Raw genomic sequence first — 24,205 nt, 5'->3', positions numbered from 1 at the left:
CATAAACAAAAGGTGCGTTGAAGTTTTAAATTTCAACGCACCTTTTGTTTATATTATTTAGCAGAATGAATGTTGTAAGAGTTCTTAGAACTTATTACTTAAAACGTATTACATTCTAATAACCAAATATCTCCTCTAACGTCAACTCCTTCACCTCGCCGTATTGAGACAGTTCACTGAAATTAATTTTATCTTTCGAACCGATGATTAAAATAATACGCGGCTGATTGCTGATGTAATTCTTCTGCAGATTTTGAATGTCTTCAAACGTCATCACAGATACCGAATCGTAAATTGCTTTACGGATGTCCTCTGTGTAGCCCATGCGGACATTGCGTTCGTAATCATTTAGTATAGCAAGCTTAGTAACACGCTGCGTAGCGATGGTTTCCAGAATAGATATTTTAGAATTCATAAACAGTAAGTCTGACTTAGGCATGCTGTCGATTAATTCAATCATACCGCTTAAGGCTTCTTTAATTTTATCTGCCTGTGTTCCGATGTATGAAGAAGAATAGAATGGATCGGATGGATAGTAAGGCGTGTCAAAAGTAGATTTAACAGAATATGCCAAAGCTCTTGACTCACGCATTTCCTGGAACACCAGACTGCCCATGTTGCCGCCAAAATATTCGTTGTACAATTGTGCTGTAGGGATTAAGTTTTTATCAAAATCAACCGAACGAGTTAGGAGCACAACTTCTGCTTGTACCATATCGTAATTTACCCAGTATACTTTATCTATAGTTGGTTGACTGAATGTGTATGTTATTTCAATACGGGTGATTGGCTCACCTTTTGATTTATGAAGCTTTGTAATTGTTTTTGAAATGGAAGCTAAGGATTGCGGTCCATAATATACAATCTCATGTTTAGAGTTGTATAACTGTTTAAAGGTCGTGATCAACTCAGACGAAGAAATTTCTTTCAAACGATCTTCGGGAATAATGTTTGTAAATGGATTTATTCCATCATACTTTGCATAGCTCGCCATTGCAGAACGCAGAATGATATCCTTATTTGTTTTGTTATCTGCACGCGTTTTTAAGATATTGGATTTGATCTGTGTTAAAGCTTCCTCGTCTTCTTTGACATCTTTCACAAACGATTCCAGCAAGGTCATTGCTTTTACATAGTTGTCCTGAATGCCAGATAATGTTACGATCAGATTACTGCCTACTATTTTGAATGAATAACTGCAGCCAAGTTTATAAAACTCTTCCTGCAACTGTTCTGCAGTATAAGTTTTTGTTCCTAAATAATTCAGATAAGAGAGCATTAACGCATATTCCGGAGAAGACATTCTCCCCAGATCCCATTTATACTGCTGTGTAAATAAGGTGTTCTCTTTATTCTGCTTATATAAAACAGGGAAATATTTAATGGAAGAAGTTGTTACTTCTTTCGCATAATCAACATAAACCGGATTGATAACAGGAGAAGGAGTTTTAAAAACTTCTTTATAAAAGTCCGACTGACTGTCTCTGTTTACTGGTACAGCAGAAATGATTGGCTTTGGTACTTTTAGGATCGTTGAATCAACGCCTTTGCGTTTGTATATCGTTACATAATTCGTTGTGAAATATGTTGTACTGAAATCCTGAACCTGCTGCTTGGTGATGCTTTGCAGTGTATTGATCTCGTTAATGTAGTCTTTCCAGCTGATGCCCCATACAAAGGCATCTACAAACGCATCTGCACGAACACGGTTGCTTTCATATTGCATCATGCTGCTCATCTTATAATCGTTTACAACAGCAGGAATGAGCCAGTCTTTAAAGTTTCCTGTTTTTAGGTTTTCGATCTGGGATAACAATAATTTCTGCACGTCCTCTAACGATTGACCTTGCAGCGGTTTTGCGCCTAGCAACAACATGCTGTAATCTTTTAATGGCCAGTCGTATGCATACGCACCCATGGCTTTTTGTGCCTGATTAATGTTCAAGTCGATCAAGCCCGCTTGGCCATTGGTCAACAGCATCTGGATCATTTTTAATTTGCTTCTGAATGTCGGATCGTTTGGTATGGAAGCATCTAGGCGGTATCCAATAGAAACGCTCTCTGCAGTTGGGCCTGTTACCGTTTCGGTGAGTGTAGTTGTGATTGGTTTCTCTGCCGAGAATGTACGAGCCGGAACATCTCTCTTTGGTAATTTTGCAAACTGTTTTTCAAGTATTGCAATCGTAGAATCGTAATTCAGATCACCGCTCATACAGATCGCCATGTTGTTGGCTACATAGTAAGTGTTGAAATATTTCTTAATTTCGGTGATCGAAGGATTTTTCAAATGATCGATCGTGCCAATGGTTGTTTGTGTGCCGTATGGATCTGTAGGAAATAGTTTTTCGAACATGACTTCGTAAACTCTTCTTCCGTCGTTATCTAAACCTTTATTTTTTTCTTCATACACTGCCTCCAATTCTGTATGGAACAAACGTGCTACCACCATGCTGAAACGTTCTGCTTCGATCTCTGCCCATTTGTCGATCTGGTTTGATGGAATGTCATTCACATAAACCGTTTGTTCAAAAGAAGTATAGGCATTGGTTCCCTGTGCACCGATCTGTCCAAGCATTTTATCGTATTCGTTTGCAATGGCGTAACCAGCTGCTACCACAGAGATGCTATCTATTTGATGGTAGATGCGTGTGCGTTTTGCTGGATCTGTTGTCTGACGATATACTTCATACAATGCTTCAATTTTATTCAATTCAATCTGTTCTGCAGGCCAGTTTGATGCGCCGATCTTCGATGTTCCCTTAAATAAAATATGTTCCAGATAATGCGCTAAACCTGTAGCTGTAGCCGGATCGTTTCTGCTGCCTGTGCGTACTGCCACGTAGGTTTGTATACGCGGAGCATCGTCGTAATCAGACAAGTACACTTTCAGTCCGTTGGAGAGTGTATAGATACGAGCCTTCAACGGATCGTTGGTTACGTATTCGTAAGTGCGGCCTTGACTGTCTGTCGCAGTCTTGGTTTCAAAAGCGGTTTGGGCAAATATGTTTAAGGAACATGCAATGCTAAGTCCGATGCCTAAAATAAAATGTTTCATGTAGTGCATGATGTATCTGTTTTGGTATAAAAGTATCTGTTGCCGTTGTTGGTGTTTCTGCCTGAGCTAATCTTTGATAATGAATAAGAAATTTCGCAGAGCACCAACAACCATGAATTACTAAATTGAGAGAGTCCGGTTGTTGGTGGCCTGCGTTTTCCTCTGTTCATTATTTGACATTACATCTGGCAGGAACACCAACAACTGCCAGATAAACGTTGGTCGATTAAATAGTTGTCCAGAAAAACAAAATCCAGAGATAACGGTCTTCTTCGTATTGGATCTGACTGTTTTTAGTCCAGGTTGTGTTTACAGCAACAATGAATGTTTGTTCTTCCAATGCTGTAACATACAATCTGGATTTGTTTTTATTCATGTTTGCTACAAACTCTGCTTTAGCTTCAGCACTCGAATCGGGTAATGCAGCTTCAGCTATTTTGTTGCTATAATTTGTATATTCTTTTTCATTCAGAACAGTAAACGCCTGAAGTTTCTTTTTTAGAAGTTTTCGATTTTCTTTAGAAGAAAAATGGAGTGGGTAGGGAGTGATGCGTTGCTGCATGTTTCCGATAACCGAACTTGCAGAGCTTATAATAATGGAGTCGGATCCGAAGTTGTCGTTCACGATCAGATTCTGAATCGTTGTTTTACTAAGTTTATCTTTCGCGATGGTATTATAGGTGGTGAATTGTATTGCCGCTACTATGGCTGCTACACCAAGTGTGATCAATAATCTTTTTACAATTTTTTTTGTCAACGGTGTCATTACTGTATGGGAATGTATTGTGCCGGTTTCTTAGTTTACTATGAAAGAAATCAATTTTGCTGTTGTTGGTGGCCTGCGTTTTCCTCTGTTCATTAGTTGAAGTCAACTCTGGTAGGAACACCAACAACGGCGAATAGCTGTTCATGCCAGACAAATATTTTTAAATCAATAATTTATTTCCAATCCGAATTTTTTTCTAAGTTCGATCACCAACGGATAATCTTCCATCAGAATTTTTAGCTTATCATCATCCGTGAAAAATTTCTTTTCCTTAGGTGCTACATAACCGATTTTCGCGTGTATACGAATGGCTGTGTTCTTCAACGACTGACGTAAGTAGGAGAGGAACTCGACTTTAATTTCTTCCAGCTGATCCATTTGCACTTCGTTGCCAACTGTTATGTGAATGCCGAAGTCTTCCTGCAGATCAAGAGTTGTGCTGGTTAGTACCATGTGGTGATTGATCTGTCCTTTGCTTTTAATATTTTCAGCATAGGCAGTCCAAACCTTGGTAAGTTGTTCGAGTGTGAAATTTTGTTGTGCAGCAGCAGGCTCTGCTGTTTGTGTCGGATTTAAAACTGCCGCTGTTTTGTCTTCAGCCGGCTTGTTGATGTTTTCTTTGATCTGACCCAAAGTAGGAATACGAACAGTAGAAGGCGTACTCACAGGCTTGGTGCCCAATGTCAAAGGTTTGATTGCGGGAGCTTCTTCGGTAGACGTTGTTGCTGCAATTCCTGCAGCTTCACGTTTTAGTCTACTTTTTTTTTTAGATCTTCCAGTAAATCCGTAGCCGTAATAGCCTGATTTATGAAAGCCATCTTCATCAATGCCAACTCAACGTGTAGACGTTGGTTTTTACTTCCTTTGTAATGAAGGTCGCATTGATTACCAATATTTAATCCCGACATCAAAAAACTGATGCTTACAGCAGCGGCTTGTTGCTCATAACGCTTCTTAATTTCTTCCGAAACTTCTAACAAAGCAATTGTTGCTTTGTCTTTACACACCATCAGGTTGCGTAAATGTTCGCTCAGACCAATGATGAAATTATGTCCATCAAAACCCTGACGAAGAATTTCGTCGAACGTTAATAAGGTATTCGCAACATCCTGTGTATTCAGCATGTCGGTGATTTTGAAATAATAATCGTAATCTAAAATGTGCAGGTTGTCAATCGCACATTTGTAAGTAATGGTATTGTCAGAAGAGAAGGTAACGATCAAATCGAACATGGAAAGCGCGTCACGCAAGGCGCCGTCTGCTTTCTGAGCGATCAGGTGTAAGGCTTCTTTTTCTGCTTTGATGTTTTCTTTTACAGCAATGCTTGCCAAATGATCTGCAATATCTTTTATCTGAATACGGTTGAAGTCGAAGATCTGACAACGCGACAAGATCGTTGGAATGATCTTATGTTTTTCCGTAGTCGCTAAAATGAAAATCGCATAAGCAGGTGGCTCCTCCAATGTCTTCAGGAATGCGTTGAACGCAGCCGTAGAAAGCATGTGGACCTCATCTATGATGTAGATTTTATATTTTCCGGATTGCGGAGGATAGCGCACCTGTTCAACAAGGTTACGGATATCATCTACCGAGTTGTTGGATGCAGCATCAAGTTCCTGAATGTTAAACGAGGCATTGTTGTTAAAACTCTTGCACGATTCGCATTGGTCGCAAGCTTCTGTATCTGCTGTAATATTCGTACAGTTGATGGTCTTTGCAAGGATACGCGCATTGGTAGTTTTACCAACCCCTCTAGGACCGCAGAATAAAAATGCCTGCGCCAGGTGATTGTTTTTAATCGCATTCTTCAGAGTCGTAGTAATATGACTTTGTCCGACAACGCTGTCAAACATTGCCGGTCTATATTTACGTGCTGAAACAATGAAATTATCCATTCTGCTAATTTACTAAAAGTATAGAATTGGAACCGAAAAGTTTTACACAGGAACGTTCAAAAGTATTTGGTTTATTTTGTAATGGGTTAATAATCAAAGATGTTTTATCTGACATTCTCCTTTGTCTGAACCGATGATTAAGCTGATTTATTTGATTAACCTGATAAAAAATAAAAGTGTCATTTATTAAGACACAAAACATACTAAGTACATATCATAAAATCATTTTAATCAGGTTAATCAGTGGTTCAGACAATTTTTCCTGACCACTGACAACCGACCACTGACCACTCGATTAAACTCCGAACTTAAAATTTACAACTTCTGTTAAAAAAGCGTACATTTATATCCCTTAACACGGAAATTGGGGTCGACAGGAATTGACAGGTTGAGTGATTACGTGTGTAAGCATGCAGGCTCATGGGATGAGAGCCTTAAAAGATAGTTCTAAAACATAATTGGCGAAGATTCTTACGCCATGGCTGCTTAATTACAAACTCAGTTTGTAATATAAAGCGTTGAGTGGAGCTCTTAAGAAGAGCACCCGGCCACACTTCTCACTTCTTACGTTCTACGGGAGGTGGATAGAAGTGTCGAACAGTAGAACTAGCGAATCGTAAGTTGCGGATGATTTGCGAAATTAAGTAACTAAGGTTATAGTTGGGTGCCGGTGACCTGCTACAACTCGAAAATCAACAGTCGGCTAAGCATGTAGAAGATTCGATAGTGGCCTTCTCTGGACGAGAGTTCGAATCTCTCCGACTCCACAGAATTAGAAACCCCAATCAGTAGAAGCTGGTTGGGGTTTTTGTTTGTATTTGCTTTCCTTATCAAATTGTAATAATATAGATTTAAATAAGAAACATGAACAACTTCATCCTTAAAATCAATTATCGATTAATACTCATTCATTTGTTAGCTTCAGTATTTATACTATTGGGAGCAGAACGTTTTGCGTTATTGTATGATTTCGAATTGTTTGAGATTAGTAGTAAAGAAGAAGTTGTTAAGTATATAGAAAATGGTCAGATATCTGCAACAAGATTATCCTATTATTTATTAGTGCATAAAAGTGGAGGTTTGATAGGTTTATTGATTTCATTTTTAATATCACTGATGATTTGTATTAAGAAAAAAATATTCTGGCTTAATGCAATTACTATTTTTATCACTGCGTTTTTTTTATATCGATTTGATATATTAGATTCAATGCATATTACTATGCCGATCAATTCTTTCGTTGACTTATTTGCAGGAGATAATTTGATGGTATATGTTATAGCTTCAGGATTAATTTTAATAAGTATAGGCTTGTTTTTATTTTTCAATAAATGGACAATTTGTTTTATAGAAAAAAGTAGTCGGAGAACTTTAGAATAAAATTCTTTATAAATGTTAATGTTTACTCTTCAAAACAAGCAATAATCAACTAATTAATTTATGGAGAATAATTCGGAAGAATATCGTACGCTTTTTACTTGTACTACACCAAGGGAATTGGAAATAGTAAAAAGTATTTTAGATGAAGAGTTTTATGAATATATTTTAGATGGTGAATTTCTGATACAAACAAATCCATTCCAAACAAATATTTATGATGGAGTAAAAGTGAAAGTGAAGCAAGAATATTTTGAGCGTACTGAAAGATATTTAGAACAATACGGTTATAAAGAAAATCCTGTTAAGACCCCTGAATTTTTAATGAAATTAAACCATTTAACATCTAAGTTGCCTTTGTTGGATAAAGTTTCTCTTGATATTCGAATGGTTATAATACTTGGTATAGCTTTTTTACTTTTTATGATATTTTATTATTTTATTTAACCTTTTGCGCTCTTGGTGAAAACCCTTATTGCTGCTGTTGTCGTTCACCACTTCTTACCTAACCACGCATCAACTCGTTGTTGCGCCAACGGCCAACAACCCACTAAGCCAACTCCTCACACATTCCTGCTATTGATCTCCTCTGTAATACCCCGAATGATCTGATCCATTTCATGAGCCGATTTTGAAATGTATTCAATATATAATTCTTTGTTTTCGATGTGGGTATCCGAATAATATAAATGAAGCAATCCCAATATTCGGCTGAGAGGTCCTCTTAGATCATGTGAGTTTTTAAAAGATAAGTCGTTCAGAAAAGTTCTTATTTCTGTTATGTTCTTGTTTTTCCAATCGAGGTCATTTAAAAGCGTATCGTTTTCACTTATGATCTTTTCATTGATGCTGCTTAATAAAATGGTTTGATTCTTTCTGTAGATGCAGTAATAGACAATACTTGTGTACATCGCTATTGTTTGCGCAAAAAGGATGTCGATCTCGCTCCAGTTTCTTTTTTCAATCTGTTGTTCAAAACATAAAATTCCTTTAAACTTACCATCAATAAAAAATGGGATATCCATCATGGATTTGATGTTGTTGGGAATTAAATAGTCGGCAGTAAATTCTTTTGTCGCTTCATTTTCTTCTGCATCGTACGCTATGATGGATTCTTTTTTCAATAAATGAGAAAAATAGACCGGATACTTTTCGGCTAATAAAACATCTCCGGTTGTATATTCTTTCTTTATGCTATCGTAACATATAATGCACTCTATGCCATTATGCTCTTCCTGATATTCCCAGATACTTATTCTGGATACGTTGATGTTTTCAATAGCAAATGTTGTTATTTCTTTGAACGCTTCTGAAATAACTTCGCTGTATACGTTTTTGTTTCTTGAAAGGGAAAGGATGTTCCGGGTGAATTTTTTCAATGAATGTACCTGATTGCTCAGCTTAGTTTCTATGTCTACTTTATTTTTCTTGATCAGCAACATCAGATAGACCAATGAAATAAAATGAAAGATCTGATATACTTTGAAATGCAGGTAATTGTCTGTTATGATGGAGTAGTTCAGCGAAGGTATGCTATTCAGGATGATTATTTTATCATAACATGCGATACTGGCCATGAATACCAGGATGCATATCCACATAGATTTTTTTTCGTTTGGTAAATGGAACGAATTAATCACAAATAAGGACGCTCCAACTAAGGCATATCCATAACTTAATACAATGCTGCTCTTTTCTACCACTGAAAAAACAGGAGCAATAACAATGAGGATAGGTGTTCCGATCCCCCAAAGCATTTTAGAAATATATAGTTTATCTCTGTAAATAAAGATCAAGCAAACAAGTGATAGTAGTGAAAAAGATGCACCTAAAAATCGACTTGTCGGTTGATGTAGGAAAAAACTATTGAGTCCAACCAGTAAGCCTGTTCCTATTAAAAAGTAGGCAGAATAGATGTACGCCTTTTTGTTTTCTGTCCGTATGATGTCCATTTTAAACTCCATTAATAAAAATTAATACATTAAGAGGCAGAATAAATATAATCATTCCACACTATTTATCTGATGATCGTTCTCAGTTGTTCAGATTCAGTAAAAGGGTAAAAAAACACCTTTAATAAGGGTTAAACGTGTTTTTACATATAAAGTTGGATATACTTTTTTTATGCGGACTACTTCCTGAAGATTTTGATCATTCGATAAATTCATTTTTTTATTTAATTTATATGAAATGCCTTCACTTCGAACGGTTGTTTTTTACAGATATCAGAATAAAATCTATTTGTTACATGTTTCCCATATGGCCTTGCATTGCTGGTAGGTGTTTACGTAACTTTTGCATTATTCAGTTAAGTAATCCCCTAAGTAATCCCCATAATGAAAATACATGTAGACGTTGATGAAGTTTTTCAGGAAGCTGTTCAGTGGATCATAAATAATGGGCCTAGAATTATTTTCGCCTTTGTAATTTTATTTGGTGGATTCTGGATCATTAAAATAATAAAGAAGTGGCTCATCTCTGTTTTAAGAAAAAAAGATGTTCATTCTTCATTAGCTCCTTTTATTCAGAGCCTGGTTATAGCCGCCTTGCACATTACGCTCTTGCTGTTGGTGATGCAGATTATGGGAATCCAAATGACCTTGTTTGCAGCAGGTCTTGCTTCGTTTGGTGTGGCTATTGGTCTGGCCTTGTCGGGTACACTTCAGAATTTTGCAGGGGGCGTATTGATCTTATTGTTAAAACCATTTAAGTTAGGAGATAATATTGTTGCACAAGGGCAGGATGGGATCGTAGAATCCATTCAGATTTTTTTTACTGTAATCACAACTCTGGATAATAAAACAGTAGTGATTCCGAATAGTAAATTATCAAATGAGATCATTGTAAACCTGAGCCAGCAAGGGCAGCGGCGTTTGGATCTGCTGATGAAATTTCCATATACGTCTGACATCAATAACATAGAGGGAGTGATCAATCATGCCATTCAGGATTCCCAAGATATTCTTCCGGATCCGAAGCCCAATATCGGCGTGTCTTCTCTGGATATTGACGGTTACGTTATCATCGTAGAATTATGGGTGAATGCCATGTCGTATTATCAAGTGAAGAATGCGGTTCAGCAGCGCATTCTTCAACATTTAAAAGAAGCTGCTGTGAAATAAATTATTCCTATTGAATTCAACTAAAAAATAAAACTATGATCACCTACATTCAAAATTTACCAGCCAATATGGTTGGTTTTAAAGCTTCAAACGAAGTTACAGAATCCGATTTCGAAGAAGATGTAATGCCTAAAGTGAAAGAACTAGTTACAAAAACAGATGAACTGAATTACATGCTTATACTGGATACTTCCGTAAAGAATTTTACTGCCGGCGCTTGGTTCAAAGATGCTGTTATGGGAGTGAAACATTTAACGAAGTGGAATCGTGCTGCAATTGTATCGGATGAACATGGAGTGAAAATGTTTACGGATGTATTCAGTGTATTGATGCCGGGAGAATTTAAAGCTTTTGAACACAAAGATCAGCAAGAGGCGATTGATTGGGTATCCGGACAGAATTAATTGTTAACGTTGTTCAACTCTAGCCTAATCACGAGTCAAAGCTAAAGGTTGTGCCAGCGGTCAACAACCCACGAAAATAAAAAAGTGAAGGTCTTAATACTAGCATTAAGACCTTCACTTTTTTATTTTCGTATTATAAATTATGTTCTTTTAATGGTATTCATAATTTATAATTCATAACTCATAATTATTTATTTAATAAGCTGCACATAGCCTGTGTACGGCTCCGGATAAGAACTGTTTTGTAGATCGATTATATAAAAATAGGTTCCGTCCGCTAATAATTCTCCATTCCTGTAATTTGTGCCGTCCCATTGAAATGCATTGCCGCTTGCTTTCCAGACAATATTGCCCCAACGGTTATAGATTGTAAATGTAGCATTCGGATAATCTTGAATATTTTCGATCATCCATGTATCATTGGCACCATCGCCATTTGGTGTAATGACATTTGGTATGATAACTGCATCTTCAACTTTGATTGTTACACTGCTTTGCGCACTACAGGTACCTGTTGGGTCCAGTGCGCTTAGTGTATAGGTGATGGTATGCGTAATCGTTGCATCCGGATTTAATATGGCTGCATTGCTTAAGCCTGTTGATGGGATCCATGAATAGTTTGTAGATCCACTTACACTTCCTTGCAGGGTAATAACACTGTTTTTTTGGACGGTCATATCATTTCCAGCAGAAACAACCGGAGGTTGAATAATCGTAACACGTGTGGAATTTATTGAAAGTGATGTGCATGTTGCAATTGATTCTGTCATATTAAATATACCACCAGGAAAGTCTGAAGCAGAAACGGTATAATTTTTATTTGTAGCACCGGATATAGCTATGCCGTCTTTATACCATTGAAACGTTGAACCGGAAGATGATGTATTTGTTGTCGTTAGGGGCACGGTGTTCGGTATACATACAACTGTATCCGCATTTGTAAGAACAATGAGCGGAATTAACATTTTTAATGTATATGTTGTTGATGTTACTGTTGCTGTAGTTGCGCAGTTTGCATTGGACGTCATTGTGACAAATACCTTATCTCCATCAGCAGGAGAAGTAGGATATGTATAGGTTGTGTTTGTTGCTCCTGGAATTGCTGTATTTACGATTCCATTATACCATTGATAGGTTGGTGCTGTTCCTCCACCTGTAGATACTGCTGTATATGTTATAGATCGAAGTGTATCGCATACAATGCCTGAAGGATTTGCAGAAATGGAAACGCTTGGTTGCACACTTTTTTGAACGCGCAATACAACGGTCGTGTCATCCGGACCAACGTTACATACATCCGATGAGGTAACAATTACTTTGTACACCGTTCCGCTATCAATCGGTTGTGGATTATTAATAACATAATTCGCTGTAGTGGCAGCCGGAATCGGAGTCCACGGCCCGCTTACAGATGCTGCTTTCTGCCATGCATAGCTAGGCGCTATACCTGCATTCGTTGCAACAGCAGTTAATTGTATGTTTGCTGATTGGCATGTTAATCCATCGTTGATGGATGCATGCGGATGACTTAAGGTATCTACATTGATTTTTACAATGTTTGAAGAGTCGTGTGCGCAGCTGGTAAATGCAACACGTTTGTACCATATGGTATCTGTTAAGATAGGAGTGGTAAGTGTTTGTGTCGTCCATGGCCCTGGTGCTAAGGCCCATGTTATACCATTGTTAATGGATTGTACCCATCGATATATTAGATTGTAGCCTGTTGCCGGGGTTATTTCTGAAACGGTTGTTGATGTTCCGCTGCAAATAGACTGGTCACTGCCAATGCTTCCTGTTGTGAACTGCTCATATACATTTATAGCAGTTGATACTGTATAAGAAGTGTCGCAGTTGCCTGGCCCCATGCCAACTTTGCGCCGGTAGTAAGTTGTGTCTGTCAGTGGATTGGTTTCCTGATAATTCACTGATGTTGCTCCTGCAATGTTTGTCCAATGAATGTTATCCGAAGATTTTTGCCATTGATAAGTTTCTGAACCGCTGCCGCCTGTGCCACCGGAAGCATTTGCTGTATTTGCTATAGGAGATAACGGAGCTGTATTATAGCAGATGGGTGTTGTAGAGAAAACAATCGTTCCTGGGTTGACTCCTGCACTTGTAGCAACAGAGATCGTATCACTGATTATTGCTGCACAGGTACTTGATTTATCAATACGTCTGAAATAGGTCGGAGTGAAAATGTTTGGTGAATGATAAGTTGCATTTGTCTGACTACTGATATTTGTAAATGTAATGTTGTCGGATGACGATTGCCATTGGTATGTATAGATTCCGGAACCGCCTGTATTGCTTGTTACTTCTATAAATGGCAATACTGCATTGCCAATACAGATCGTAGTGTCATTGCCAATGTGTGCAGCTGTAACAGGTTTATAAACGACTACTGAAATTGGCAGAGAGCTTTCTGAGCACACCATTGGTGTAGTTGTTCCGTCTTTAACAATCAATTGATAACGTCCGCTATCAATTAACGATACCGAATTAATAATAAGATCCTGATAGGTTGTAGATGCTGGCTGCACAACAACAGTGCCGAGTGTATTGGTGCGTACCCACGAATACGTATATCCAAATGTAGGTAGAGTAGAAGGCAATGTAATAACGTCTTTCTGTAATACTAAGGTATTTCCGGAACACAACGTAGCGCTACTGGTTGCTGCTACTTTGATCGAAACAAAGTCAGGTTTTGTACATGTTACAGCAATACAGTTGTTGGACACAACCATTTTTAATGAAATAGAATCCAGACATTCTTTTGCATTTGGGCCATCCTGAACAATCAAGTAATACGTACCTGAATCTGCTTCTACTGCAGCTCTGCTGATTGCAGGGTAGTCGGTATATTTTCCTGTAGCGCTAACAACAACGGCTGTTGTGGCTGGTTTTCGAAGTTGTTTCCATGTAAAATAAAATCCACCGTTAAGAGATTGTTTGCCGGCAATTAAACTGTCTACGTATCCTTTGAGTTGAAACTGATCACCAAAATTTACACACAAGGTATCATTTACGGTAGCGCGGATGCTATCCAATACGGGTTTATTATTTACTCTGATTTTTAAAAAGTTTGTTTTAAAAACGGCACAATATTTTACAGAGTCTGTACGCACGTAATATTTTGTAGTAGCAGGTGTACCCGGATTATAGGTAGTACCTGTTGCAGCAGATAGTTTAGAAAGTGTTGGCGTACCTGTAGTGTCGGTTGTTGTATACCATTGATGGTATACCGGATTTCCAAAAATACCTGCAGCAGGACTTGATTCTATTAATTGCGAAGCTGTACTTCCCACACAAAATTCCTGATTACTTTGTATAAGAGCCTTTGTAGTAGGTGCCTGATTGATACGAATAACAATTTTGACAGAGTCTTTACATTGTGAAATTCCCGGTCCATCCTGGGCGATAAAATAGTATGTTCCTGAATCGGCCACTGCAGCAGGCGTTGCTGATGTAGGGTAGCTGCTCATTAGTAAGCTGCTTGGTACAACAACTGTAGATGTTGTACCTTGTATTTTCCTCCATGAGTAATAAAATCCTCCGTTGAATGAAACAGGAAAGCCCGGGCCTTGTATATGCGGAGCCAATTGGAAATTTTCTCCTACGCATAAGGTGTCTCTTACCAATGACGTGATCGGATCTAAAGGTGGAGGATTTTTGGTTTTAATAGTAATGACGTTTGTTGGTACATTTGCACAAGTGCCGGATGAGTCTGTTCTTCTGTAGTACGCCAGCAGTGCAACAGATGTGGTAGGAGTGTATCCCGTTGCTGTGGTATTGAATGCTTGAACAGTCACCCATGGGCCTACTGAAGTACCTGTAGAACGTTCCCATTTATAATATTTTGTTGCCGTGCCACCTGTACTTGTCGTGCCTGTAAATGGGGCAGGTATTGTATTGGCACATGTTTCAGTGTTTGAGCTGATTGTTCCTGCTATTGCTTGAGCATCAACTGTAATGGTGATGGTGTTAGTCGGAACACCCGCACAAGTACCCGATGAATCCATTCTCCTGAAATAAGTTGTTGCTGACAAGGTACCGGGTGTATACCCTGTGGCACCAATGGTGTATGCCTGAGCGGTTGTCCACGGACCGGTTGCTGAAGTCGTCGACTGCTGCCATTTGTAATACTTTGTTGCTGTACCGCCTGTAGCAGCAGTTCCGGTTAATGCAACCGGTGCAGTGGCAGTACAGATCTCTCGATTCGAACTGATGGTGCCGGCAATGTTAGGCGGATCAAGTATAATTGTTACGCTGGATTCTTTGTAACATGTTGCACTACCTGCATTTCCATCTTCAACACGTAACGTGTACGTAGCTGCATCGCTAGCGATTGAAGTGATTTTTGAGAAAGGAGCATACGTGGTACTCGGTGTTGTAATTGCTATACCGTTTTTGTACCAGGTATAATAGTAATTTAAATTTGTTGGCGTTGCACTACCTGATATAACAACACTGCTGCCAAGACAATAAGATGTAGTTGCATTTGGAGTTAACAAAACACTGGCAGGAGGTGTGCATGTTGGCGCATTGTATACCAAGGATATATCATCGTAATATCCATCATTTTCTGAACCTGAAACTTGTACACTGATTAAACGAATACGTATGCTTCTTGTGCCGATAGGAGCAAAACGGGTATCGGTGCTTTGTGTCCATGAACTGAATACAGCACTTCCTGTATCGAAAGAACCAAGTACAGTTCCTGAAGCATCTCTGTATTCTACAATTATTTGAGAACGGTCCATGTCGGCACTGAATGGAGAGGTATTCTTAAAACCTCGTCTCCATCCGGAAAAGCTATAGCTGGCTGTACCTGCGTCTATAGCTGCAGCATTTGCAGAAATATCTATGTCTTGATATAATTCAGAAGTTGTACTCACTCCTCGATACGGGTACATTAAAAAAGTACCTCCATGAGGGGGTCTTACGTTATCAGAACCTGGTTTAGTGAATTTCCATGTGTCAGATGGATTTGCCTGATGCCAGCCAACCCAAATAAAGTCTTCTGCACCCCCATTCACTACAAGTTCCTGTGCAGTAGCAGTAATAGATCCTAGTAACAGTAAGATAAAGCCAAATACAATGCGCATGTTATAAATAGCAATATGGGGAGACGAGCCTCAAATGATACGGTTCATTTGAGTATAGTATACTTTAATATATACTTTAAAGAGTAGGAAAGGTAACAGCAATGTTGACAAGATGCTCAAATAATAGCGTTTATTTGAGCTTATATGCCATTTTAGTTTTTGAATAATCAATGAAGTAATAATCTCCACTTATATATCCGTTGGTTGGAAACTGCTCTCCATTGTTTACGATATCAATAGATTGCAATTGAATGGGTAATAAGATGGATTTATTAAAGCCTGGAGCCTTAGATGTAAAGGTTTCTCCAATAATGACTTGTGCTCCGTTTTTGATATTGACCTGAAGGTCTTCTACAAATGGTATTTTAAATTTCATATGAACCCCATTTGCATCAGTAGTTTGTATTACAAATGAATTGTTGACTCTTGTAAGTCGATCAATGTTCTTTTCTATGAAGTTGCAGATTGTTCCTTTGGCAACTTTGCCGATAGAGGGATCCCGTCTGTATAGATTTGCAAACTCAAGACCTGATATATAATCTCCTTCTTTGAATTTGCTAAAAAAAGTTGTTAAGCGTACTCGTGAGCTGTATGGATGCAGTAAGGGAATCTCACTTGCTTTTATTTCTCTACCTTTTCTTGCAGCAGCTGTAGCCGCAGCGGTTACTTTTTCAGGGCTGTCTTGAGAAGTTTTACTTGTTGTAGTTGATATGTCTGACCACTGATTTTTTGATGACTGTGTTCGGGGAGAAGCAGGGTTTATATACTGCTTTACAGAAGATGAATCAGCAGGTAGATTTTTTTCAGGAAACGAACTTTTCAAGGCTGTATCTTTTTCCAGCACAATATTCTCAAAAGGTGTTGGCTCTATCGTTCCTTCATAGATATTTGATACACGATTTTTAAAAATGAATATATATATCCCAATACTGATGACTAGTACAGCGAGTGTACTTATAATTAGTCGACGTGTTCGTTTTGCAGGCATCTATGAATGTGTTTATAAATAAAGAGACTGTCTTATATACATAATACAGTCTCTTTGGTATTCAATATGAATAGGGTGAATTAACTTATTTTATTGACCGATTTTATATCCTGAATACGCAGCATATTTTTGTATACACGTTCAACATCGTTTTCTTCAGTTTCAAACTCAATGTTACATGTTGCATCTGTACCTTCAGCTTGCTTATAGCTTAAACTGATTACAGATAAACCTCTTTTACGGATAGGTAAAAGGATACGGTCAATGGTTTCAGGTGAGTGATGACACTCAATTTGCCAGTTATTACGAACTTTCATGGCTTTTTTAACTTGGGTTGCTTATAGAACTACTAACAAATATAAATATAAAATGGCTTTTTTTATACAAAAATCTAATTTCATTTAGCCTTCTGAGTGTCTGCAAGCTATAAATTTCGTATTTTTATAGCTTATTATATTTATTCAGGAATGGCATTTTCATTAGATTCAGTTTTAAGAGATAATATTAAGAAAGCAAAGCCGTATTCTTCGGCTAGAGATGAATATAAGGGTACAGAAGGCATTTTTTTGGATGCCAATGAAAACCCATATGGATCAGCGATTGAAAAACATGTAAACCGTTACCCGGATCCACTGCAGCGGGATGTAAAAGATGCATTGTCGGCTGTCAAACATATACCTGCCCAAAATATCTTTTTTGGCAATGGCAGTGATGAGCCTATTGATTTATTAATTCGTGCTACCTGTCAGCCTGGTAAAGATAGCATTCTTATATTGCCGCCTACATATGGCATGTATGAAGTAAGTGCAGGTATTAACGATGTTGAGCTTATAGCAGTGCCGTTGACAAAAGAATTCGATTTGAATGTGGATGCAATACTGGCTGCAGTAAAAGCGCATACAAAAATCATCTTCATATGTTCGCCGAACAATCCTACAGGAAATTTAATGAGTGAAGAAAAAGTGAAAGCAATTTTAACTTCTTTTTCAGGGATTGTTGTGGTGGATGAAGCATACATTGATTTTGCAGACACGAAGGGTTTTGTTCCATTGCTGGCACAATATCCAAATCTGGTTGTGCTGCAAACATTCTCCAAAGCATGGGGTATGGCGGCATTACGCTTAGGTACCGCCTTTGCTTCAAAAGAAATCATTGACGTTTTAAATAAAATAAAACCTCCCTACAACATCAACCTGTTAACTCAGGAATGTGCATTGGAAGCATTAAAAAATGTTTCTGTTAAAGATAAGATGGTGCATCAGATCCTGGCACAACGCGAATGGCTTCGTACAGAATTAAGTAAGCTCCCTGTTTGTTTAGAGTTATATCCTTCTGACGCGAATTTTATTTTAATGCGTACGTTAGATGGTAAAAAGGTGTACGACTTTTTAGTTGAACACATGGTAATTACAAGAGATCGTTCTAAAATAATTTTGTGTGAAGGTTGTGTTCGTATAACCGTTGGTACAGAAGAGGAGAATAAAAAAGTTATTGAAGTATTAAAGAAGTTTTAATTCCATTTATATAGATAGAGACATGAAAAAGAAAGCATTATTTATTGATCGGGATGGAACCATCATCAAAGAACCTGCTGACGAGCAAATTGATTCGTTAGAGAAATTAGAGTTTTTGCCTAGAGTGTTAACTGCTCTTTCTAAAATAGCAATCGAATCGGATTATGAATTGGTAATGGTTACCAATCAGGATGGTCTTGGAACAAACTCATTTCCGGAAGAAACATTCTGGCCTGCACAGAATAAAATGTTGAAGATTTTGGAAGGAGAAGGCATTGTTTTTAAACGTATTCACGTAGATCGTTCGTTTCCTAAAGATAACCTACCTACACGTAAGCCCGGCATTGGCATGCTTACAGAGTATATGGATGGGAGATACGATCTGGAAAATAGTTTTGTAATCGGTGATCGTGTTACGGATGTACAGTTAGCAAAGAACTTAGGAACGAAAGCAATTTACATCACACCTTCCACAAAAGCTTCAGATTGGGGCTTAGGCGAATTGAAATATGCGCTTGCAACGGACGACTGGATGGAAATTTATAAGTTCCTTATTAAGTCTGAACGTATTGCCCGTGTGAACCGCAAAACGAATGAAACGGATATAAACATTTATTTGGATCTCGATGGCGAAGGAAAAGGTGTTATGAATACCGGACTTGGCTTTTTTGATCATATGCTGGATCAATTGTGCAAACACTCCGGTATCGATTTGAATATTGATGTAAAAGGTGATTTACATATAGATGAACACCATACCATTGAAGATACAGCGTTGGCCTTAGGAGAAGCATTCACACTTGCTTTAGGTACGAAGCGTGGCATTGATCGTTATGGCTTCTTATTGCCTATGGATGAATCGCTGGCGCAGGTTGCTATTGATTTCTCTGGAAGAAGCTGGCTGGTGTGGGAAGCAGAATATAAAAGAGAAAAAATAGGAGATATGCCTACGGAAATGTTTTATCATTTCTTTAAATCATTTTCCGATACAGCAAAATGCAATCTGAATATCAAAGTTGAAGGAGATAACGAGCATCATAAAATTGAAGCAACCTTCAAAGGATTGGCAAAAGCAATCAAAGCTGCCATTCGTAAAGATCCTGCCAATACACGTATACCAAGTACCAAGGGAGTATTATAGAATAAAATTCATTAAGTAATTGGAATTAGAATCGTGTTCTTAATACTTATTACTTAAAACGTATTACTTAGAAATGAAATTAGCTATAGTAAAATATAATGCAGGTAATATTCAATCCGTAATCTATGCATTAAACCGTTTAGGTATTGAACCTATATTGACGGATGATGTAGATGAATTGCGTTCTGCAGATAAAGTTCTTTTCCCTGGACAAGGCGAAGCATCCAATGCGATGAACTACCTTCGCAATAAAGGCTTGGATAAAGTTATTAAGGATTTGAAGCAGCCCGTATTCGGTATCTGTATCGGTCAGCAGTTATTGTGCGAACACTCTGAAGAAAACAATACAGATTGCTTAGGAATTATTCCTGCGAAAGTTAAAAAGTTTCCTCCATTAGATAAGGTTCCGCAAATTGGGTGGAATACAATTACAGATCTCAAAAGCCCCTTGTTTAAAGGAATAGATGAAGGAAGCTATGTATACTTTGTACACAGTTACTATGTAGAAGCAAATCCCTTTCAGATAGGTACAACAAATTATATTCTTCCGTATGCATGTGCATTGCAGAAAGATAATTTCTATGCCGTACAATTTCACCCTGAAAAAAGCAGCGAAGTGGGAGAACAGATTCTTCGCAACTTTATTGAATTATAATAATTACATACAAAACACGCGTTTAGCTTTAAGCTTTTCGCCTTTAGCATAGAATGATACAGATAATTCCTGCAATAGATATAATAGATGGTAAGTGTGTTCGATTAACACAAGGCGATTACAATCAGAAAAAAGAATACCATTCCAATCCGGTTGAAGTTGCTAAAATGTTTGAAGATGCAGGTATACAGCGTTTGCATTTAGTTGATTTAGATGGCGCAAAGAAAAAACAGATTGTAAATCATCAGGTACTTAGGAATATAACAGCTGCAACAAAATTAGCAGTTGATTTTGGAGGAGGCTTACAATCTGATGAAGATTTGAAAATCGCATTTGATTCTGGCGCAAATCAAATTACTGCTGGAAGTATTGCTGTAAAGGATCCTGGCAAAGTACAGCATTGGCTGACTCAGTTCGGTACAGAGAAAATTATCTTAGGTGCAGATACCAAATCAGGAATGATTGCGGTACATGGCTGGCAGGAAACTTCTGATCTAAGCATTCAGCAATTGATGAATCAGTTTATACCTTTTGGTATTTCATATTCAATTTGCACGGATGTCGCTAAGGACGGTCTTCTTCAAGGTCCATCGTTTGACTTATATAAACAATTGGGCGAAGAATTCAAACAGATCAATTGGATTGCAAGCGGCGGTGTTGCTGAATTTTCGGATATTGAAAAATTGAATGCGATGAATATATACGGAGTTATTGTTGGTAAAGCTTTTTACGAAGGTAGAATTACCTTAAAACAATTAGCTCAATTCAATGCTTAATGAAAGCCGAGGTTGTGTCTTTTTTCGACCAACCATTTGGTGATTTCCTGAAAGATATTGAAGTTCTTCATCTTTGTACTTTGTACTCTATACTCAGTACTCCTTAAAACGTATTACTTAAAACTTATTACTTAAAACGTGCTTACAAAACGCATTATACCTTGCCTGGATGTTAAAGATGGTAAAACTGTAAAAGGGGTTAACTTCTTAAATTTAAGAGATGCCGGCGATCCGGTAGAATTAGGCGCATTGTATTCACAGCAAGGTGCAGATGAACTGGTGTTTTTGGATATTACAGCAACATTAGAAAAGAGAAAGACACTTGTTGAATTGGTTAAACGTGTTGCACAAAACATAAATATTCCATTTACAATTGGCGGTGGTATAGGATCCATTGAAGATGTTTCTGCATGTTTGAATGCCGGAGCAGATAAAGTTTCGGTCAATTCTTCTGCCATTAAAAATCCCGCATTGATCGATCAGTTATCAAGAGAGTTCGGCAATCAATGTATTGTTGTAGCAATTGATACACGTAATGTAGAGGGTAAGAATCTGGTGCATTCACATGGTGGTACCAAGCCAACAACGTTAGACACCATTGAATGGGCGAAAGAAATGCAGGAGCGTGGAGCAGGAGAGTTGCTGCTTACATCTATGGATAAAGATGGAACGAAGTCCGGCTTTGCAAACGATTTGACTGCATATATTTCTACGCATGTTTCCCTTCCGATCATTGCTTCCGGCGGCGCAGGTACTATGGAACATTTTACGGATGTGTTTACGCACGGCAAAGCAGATGCAGCATTGGCTGCAAGCATTTTCCATTTTAAAGAAATAGGAATTCCTGAATTGAAGCAATATTTGTCTAGAGAGGGAATTCACATGCGTCTTTAATATTTTATTTATCTTTATAAAAGGATTATTTTTAAACCGATAAAAATCGGTCATACATATTAAAAAGAAATTATGCGCACACTTGGAATAATAGGTTTTGGGGGCTTTGGTCAGTTTATGGTAAAGCATTTGCAGCCATATATTTCTGTTACGGTTCATGACCTGACAGACCTATCTCATATTGCTTCGGAGAAAGATGTGACCTGGGGAACATTAAAGGAAACGGCATCTAAGGACATTGTGATCCTTGCTGTACCTGTGCAGTTTTTGGAATCTGTTTTAATTGATATTAAAGAATATTTAATTCAGGGAGCATTGGTTATAGATGTATCATCTGTAAAAGTGAAGCCTATTTCATTAATGCTTCAGCATCTTCCTGCATCGGTTGATATACTTGGTACACATCCCTTGTTTGGTCCTCAAAGCGGCAAGAACGGAGTGAAGGGGTTAAATATGGTTGTTTGTCCGGTTCGCTCTAAAAAGACTCGTGCAGTGATACATTTTTTAAGTAATGTATTGCAATTGAATGTGCTTGAACGTACGCCTGAAACGCACGATAAGCAAATGGCATATGTACAGGCGCTCACGCATTTTATCGGTCGTTCAATAAATGAAATGGATATTCCGGATGTAGAACAAAAAACACCTGCATACCAATATTTATTAGACATAAAAAGAAATTTAGGAGGCGATTCAATGGATCTATTCTTGACGATTGAATTGGAAAATCCTTATGCGAAAAAAGTTCGGGAAGAATTCATGGATGCATTAAAAAATCTGAATGACCGACTGGAGCATATCAAAAGGTAGTTGTGTGAGTTGCTAGTTACTAGGTTCTAGTTCCTAGACTATAAAAATACAATAGCTTACCTCTAAAATTGAAGAAGGTCTCGGAAATATCCGAGACCTTCTTTGTTATTCTTTTGTCTAGTAACTGGGAACTCGTACCTGGAAACTAAATAAACTATTTTCTTTTTTCAATGCTAACGTAATCTCTTTCAGTATAACCCGTGTAGATCTGTCTTGGTCTGCCGATAGGTTCTTTAGCATCTCTAAGTTCTTTCCATTGAGCGATCCAGCCCGGTAGGCGACCAATTGCAAACATTACTGTAAACAAGTCGCTGCGTAAGCCCAATGCTTTATAGATAATACCAGAGTAGAAATCTACGTTTGGATATAATTTACGTTCAACAAAATACGGATCACTTAAAGCAGCTTGCTCTAATTCTTTTGCAATTGCCAAAGCAGGATCGTTAACACCTAATTTATTAAGAATGTCATCACATGCTTTTTTAATGATATTTGCACGTGGATCAAAGTTTTTATAAACTCTATGACCAAAGCCCATTAAACGAACTTCTTTTGTTTTAACTTTTGCGATATAATCTTTTGTAGAGATTCCAGATGCTTGAATTTCTTCTAACATTTCAATTACTTCCTGGTTTGCACCACCGTGTAATGGCCCCCATAATGCATTGATACCTGCAGCAATAGATGAGTATAAGCTTGCATGAGCAGAACCTACAATTCTTACAGTAGAAGTTGAACAGTTTTGTTCGTGATCTGCATGCAGGATGAACAACGTGTTTAATGCTTCAACAACAACCGGATCAAGAGTAAAATCTTCATTTGGATGGCCGAACATCATGTATAGGAAATTCTCGCAGTACCCCAATTTAGGTTTTGGATACATTAAAGGCTGACCTTTTGAATTTCTATATGACCATGCTGCAATTGTTGGAAGTTTTGCCATTAAACGAACGATCGTAAGATCAACTTCTTCGTCATTCGCATTCTGGTCAATTGAACCAGGATAATACGCAGTCAAAGAACTTACCGCTGAAGACAATACACCCATTGGATGCGCAGAAGATGGAAAACCATCAAATATTTTTTTGATATCCTCATGAAGGTTGGTGTGCTTCATGATACGATCTTTGAATATCTCTAACTGTGAAGTAGTTGGTAATTCGCCATAGATCAATAAATAAGAAACTTCAAGGAACGAAGCTTTTGAAGCTAATTGCTCAATAGGATAGCCTCTATATCTTAAGATACCTTTTTCTCCATCTAAAAATGTAATGGCACTTTTTGTTGCGCCAGTATTTTTGTATCCCGTATCAAGTGTTACATAACCAGTCAAATCTCTCAACTTCGCAATATCAATTGCCATTTCACCTTCAGATCCTTCTATTACAGGGAATTTGTAACTTTTACCGTCTAATATTATTTCCGCTTCCTTCGACATGATGTTATAGTATGTATTTAATTAGATTGATAAAACTATTTAACTCTTAAAAATACATATCGATTGTTAAATTATAAAATAATGTAGCTGAAATTATTTTATAATTTGAAATTAACGTTAATCTTCTTTGACAGATCAAATATGCAGGCATGTGATTTACCAAACTCTCTAATTTTGTTTCAGTATTAATCTAAGATGAGGTATAATTAAAAAAATATTATGTGTTATATACAAAGGGTAATTTATACAAGTAATCGTTTTTTAT

Annotated in this window: 19 protein-coding genes and 1 other RNA gene; 11 read left to right on the top strand and 9 right to left on the bottom strand. The window is 37.7% G+C overall.

The features are described from left to right. Nucleotides 1–115: 115 nt before the first annotated feature. From A3EE_RS0106175 to A3EE_RS0106160, 4 genes are all read right to left on the bottom strand, one after another. The gene (locus A3EE_RS0106175) at nt 116–3,055 is read right to left on the bottom strand and encodes a M16 family metallopeptidase (protein ID WP_018342568.1); all 2,940 of its coding nucleotides are present in this window, start codon (nt 3,053–3,055) and stop codon (nt 116–118) included. 226 nt (nt 3,056–3,281) lie between these two features. After that, the gene (locus A3EE_RS0106170; RefSeq protein ID WP_018342567.1) at nt 3,282–3,821 is read right to left on the bottom strand and encodes a hypothetical protein; all 540 of its coding nucleotides are present in this window, start codon (nt 3,819–3,821) and stop codon (nt 3,282–3,284) included. Nucleotides 3,822–3,986: 165 nt separating this feature from the next. Beyond that, nucleotides 3,987–4,502, bottom strand: coding sequence for a hypothetical protein (locus A3EE_RS0106165; RefSeq protein WP_018342566.1), 516 nt, complete (start codon nt 4,500–4,502; stop codon nt 3,987–3,989). 68 nt (nt 4,503–4,570) lie between these two features. Continuing rightward, a complete protein-coding gene (locus A3EE_RS0106160; protein ID WP_018342565.1) occupies nt 4,571–5,716 on the bottom strand; it encodes a DNA polymerase III subunit gamma/tau in 1,146 nt (381 codons plus the stop codon). A 366-nt stretch (nt 5,717–6,082) separates the two neighbouring features. Here A3EE_RS0106160 and ssrA point away from each other — a divergent pair. The 3 genes from ssrA to A3EE_RS0106150 all read left to right on the top strand — a co-directional run bounded on the left by ssrA (nt 6,083) and on the right by A3EE_RS0106150 (nt 7,540). Beyond that, nucleotides 6,083–6,486: a transfer-messenger RNA gene (ssrA, locus tag A3EE_RS21615) on the top strand. A 94-nt stretch (nt 6,487–6,580) separates the two neighbouring features. Further along, nucleotides 6,581–7,096 carry a hypothetical protein gene (locus A3EE_RS0106155; protein ID WP_018342564.1) on the top strand — a complete coding sequence of 172 codons (516 nt, stop codon included), beginning with the start codon at nt 6,581–6,583 and terminating at the stop codon, nt 7,094–7,096. 60 nt (nt 7,097–7,156) lie between these two features. Beyond that, the gene (locus A3EE_RS0106150) at nt 7,157–7,540 is read left to right on the top strand and encodes a hypothetical protein (RefSeq protein ID WP_018342563.1); all 384 of its coding nucleotides are present in this window, start codon (nt 7,157–7,159) and stop codon (nt 7,538–7,540) included. Nucleotides 7,541–7,656: 116 nt separating this feature from the next. On the opposite strand, the gene A3EE_RS0106145 is transcribed toward A3EE_RS0106150, so the two are convergent. Continuing rightward, entirely contained in the window at nt 7,657–9,045 is a 1,389-nt protein-coding gene (locus A3EE_RS0106145; protein ID WP_157446906.1) for a GAF domain-containing protein, read from the bottom strand. Nucleotides 9,046–9,429: 384 nt separating this feature from the next. On the opposite strand from A3EE_RS0106145, the gene A3EE_RS0106140 reads away from it, so the two are divergent. After that, nucleotides 9,430–10,215, top strand: coding sequence for a mechanosensitive ion channel family protein (locus A3EE_RS0106140; RefSeq protein ID WP_018342561.1), 786 nt, complete (start codon nt 9,430–9,432; stop codon nt 10,213–10,215). A 35-nt stretch (nt 10,216–10,250) separates the two neighbouring features. After that, nucleotides 10,251–10,619 carry a SpoIIAA family protein gene (locus A3EE_RS0106135; protein ID WP_018342560.1) on the top strand — a complete coding sequence of 123 codons (369 nt, stop codon included), beginning with the start codon at nt 10,251–10,253 and terminating at the stop codon, nt 10,617–10,619. A 191-nt stretch (nt 10,620–10,810) separates the two neighbouring features. Here the strand turns inward: A3EE_RS0106135 and A3EE_RS0106130 are convergent, their stop codons facing one another. The 3 genes from A3EE_RS0106130 to A3EE_RS0106120 all read right to left on the bottom strand — a co-directional run bounded on the left by A3EE_RS0106130 (nt 10,811) and on the right by A3EE_RS0106120 (nt 17,029). Beyond that, nucleotides 10,811–15,724, bottom strand: coding sequence for a T9SS type B sorting domain-containing protein (locus A3EE_RS0106130; RefSeq protein ID WP_018342559.1), 4,914 nt, complete (start codon nt 15,722–15,724; stop codon nt 10,811–10,813). 130 nt (nt 15,725–15,854) lie between these two features. Next, the gene (locus A3EE_RS0106125) at nt 15,855–16,712 is read right to left on the bottom strand and encodes a hypothetical protein (protein WP_018342558.1); all 858 of its coding nucleotides are present in this window, start codon (nt 16,710–16,712) and stop codon (nt 15,855–15,857) included. Between the two features lie 80 nt (nt 16,713–16,792). Beyond that, nucleotides 16,793–17,029 (bottom strand): hypothetical protein, encoded by a 237-nt coding sequence (locus A3EE_RS0106120; protein WP_018342557.1) that lies wholly within the window; start codon nt 17,027–17,029, stop codon nt 16,793–16,795. Nucleotides 17,030–17,179: 150 nt separating this feature from the next. On the opposite strand from A3EE_RS0106120, the gene hisC reads away from it, so the two are divergent. The 6 genes from hisC to A3EE_RS0106090 all read left to right on the top strand — a co-directional run bounded on the left by hisC (nt 17,180) and on the right by A3EE_RS0106090 (nt 22,502). Further along, complete coding sequence (gene hisC / locus A3EE_RS0106115) at nt 17,180–18,226, top strand: histidinol-phosphate transaminase (RefSeq protein ID WP_018342556.1); 1,047 nt, start codon at nt 17,180–17,182, stop codon at nt 18,224–18,226. Between the two features lie 22 nt (nt 18,227–18,248). Continuing rightward, nucleotides 18,249–19,367: a bifunctional histidinol-phosphatase/imidazoleglycerol-phosphate dehydratase HisB gene (gene hisB / locus A3EE_RS0106110; protein ID WP_018342555.1), complete on the top strand. Its 1,119-nt coding sequence runs from the start codon at nt 18,249–18,251 to the stop codon at nt 19,365–19,367. Between the two features lie 73 nt (nt 19,368–19,440). Beyond that, nucleotides 19,441–20,022, top strand: coding sequence for an imidazole glycerol phosphate synthase subunit HisH (gene hisH / locus A3EE_RS0106105; RefSeq protein WP_018342554.1), 582 nt, complete (start codon nt 19,441–19,443; stop codon nt 20,020–20,022). 53 nt (nt 20,023–20,075) lie between these two features. Further along, nucleotides 20,076–20,798 (top strand): 1-(5-phosphoribosyl)-5-[(5-phosphoribosylamino)methylideneamino]imidazole-4-carboxamide isomerase, encoded by a 723-nt coding sequence (hisA, locus tag A3EE_RS0106100; protein ID WP_018342553.1) that lies wholly within the window; start codon nt 20,076–20,078, stop codon nt 20,796–20,798. Nucleotides 20,799–20,936: 138 nt separating this feature from the next. After that, entirely contained in the window at nt 20,937–21,692 is a 756-nt protein-coding gene (gene hisF, locus A3EE_RS0106095) for an imidazole glycerol phosphate synthase subunit HisF (protein WP_018342552.1), read from the top strand. Between the two features lie 72 nt (nt 21,693–21,764). Further along, entirely contained in the window at nt 21,765–22,502 is a 738-nt protein-coding gene (locus tag A3EE_RS0106090; protein ID WP_018342551.1) for a prephenate dehydrogenase/arogenate dehydrogenase family protein, read from the top strand. A gap of 154 nt (nt 22,503–22,656) precedes the next feature. Here the strand turns inward: A3EE_RS0106090 and A3EE_RS0106085 are convergent, their stop codons facing one another. Then, nucleotides 22,657–23,940, bottom strand: coding sequence for a citrate synthase (locus tag A3EE_RS0106085; RefSeq protein WP_018342550.1), 1,284 nt, complete (start codon nt 23,938–23,940; stop codon nt 22,657–22,659). Between the last annotated feature and the right edge of the window lie 265 nt (nt 23,941–24,205).

The sequence above is a fragment of the Cytophaga aurantiaca DSM 3654 genome (assembly GCF_000379725.1).
GTDB lineage: Bacteria > Bacteroidota > Bacteroidia > Cytophagales > Cytophagaceae > Cytophaga > Cytophaga aurantiaca.
The sequence above is the reverse complement of the archived record's forward strand: the minus strand, read 5'-3'. Positions and strand labels throughout refer to the sequence as shown.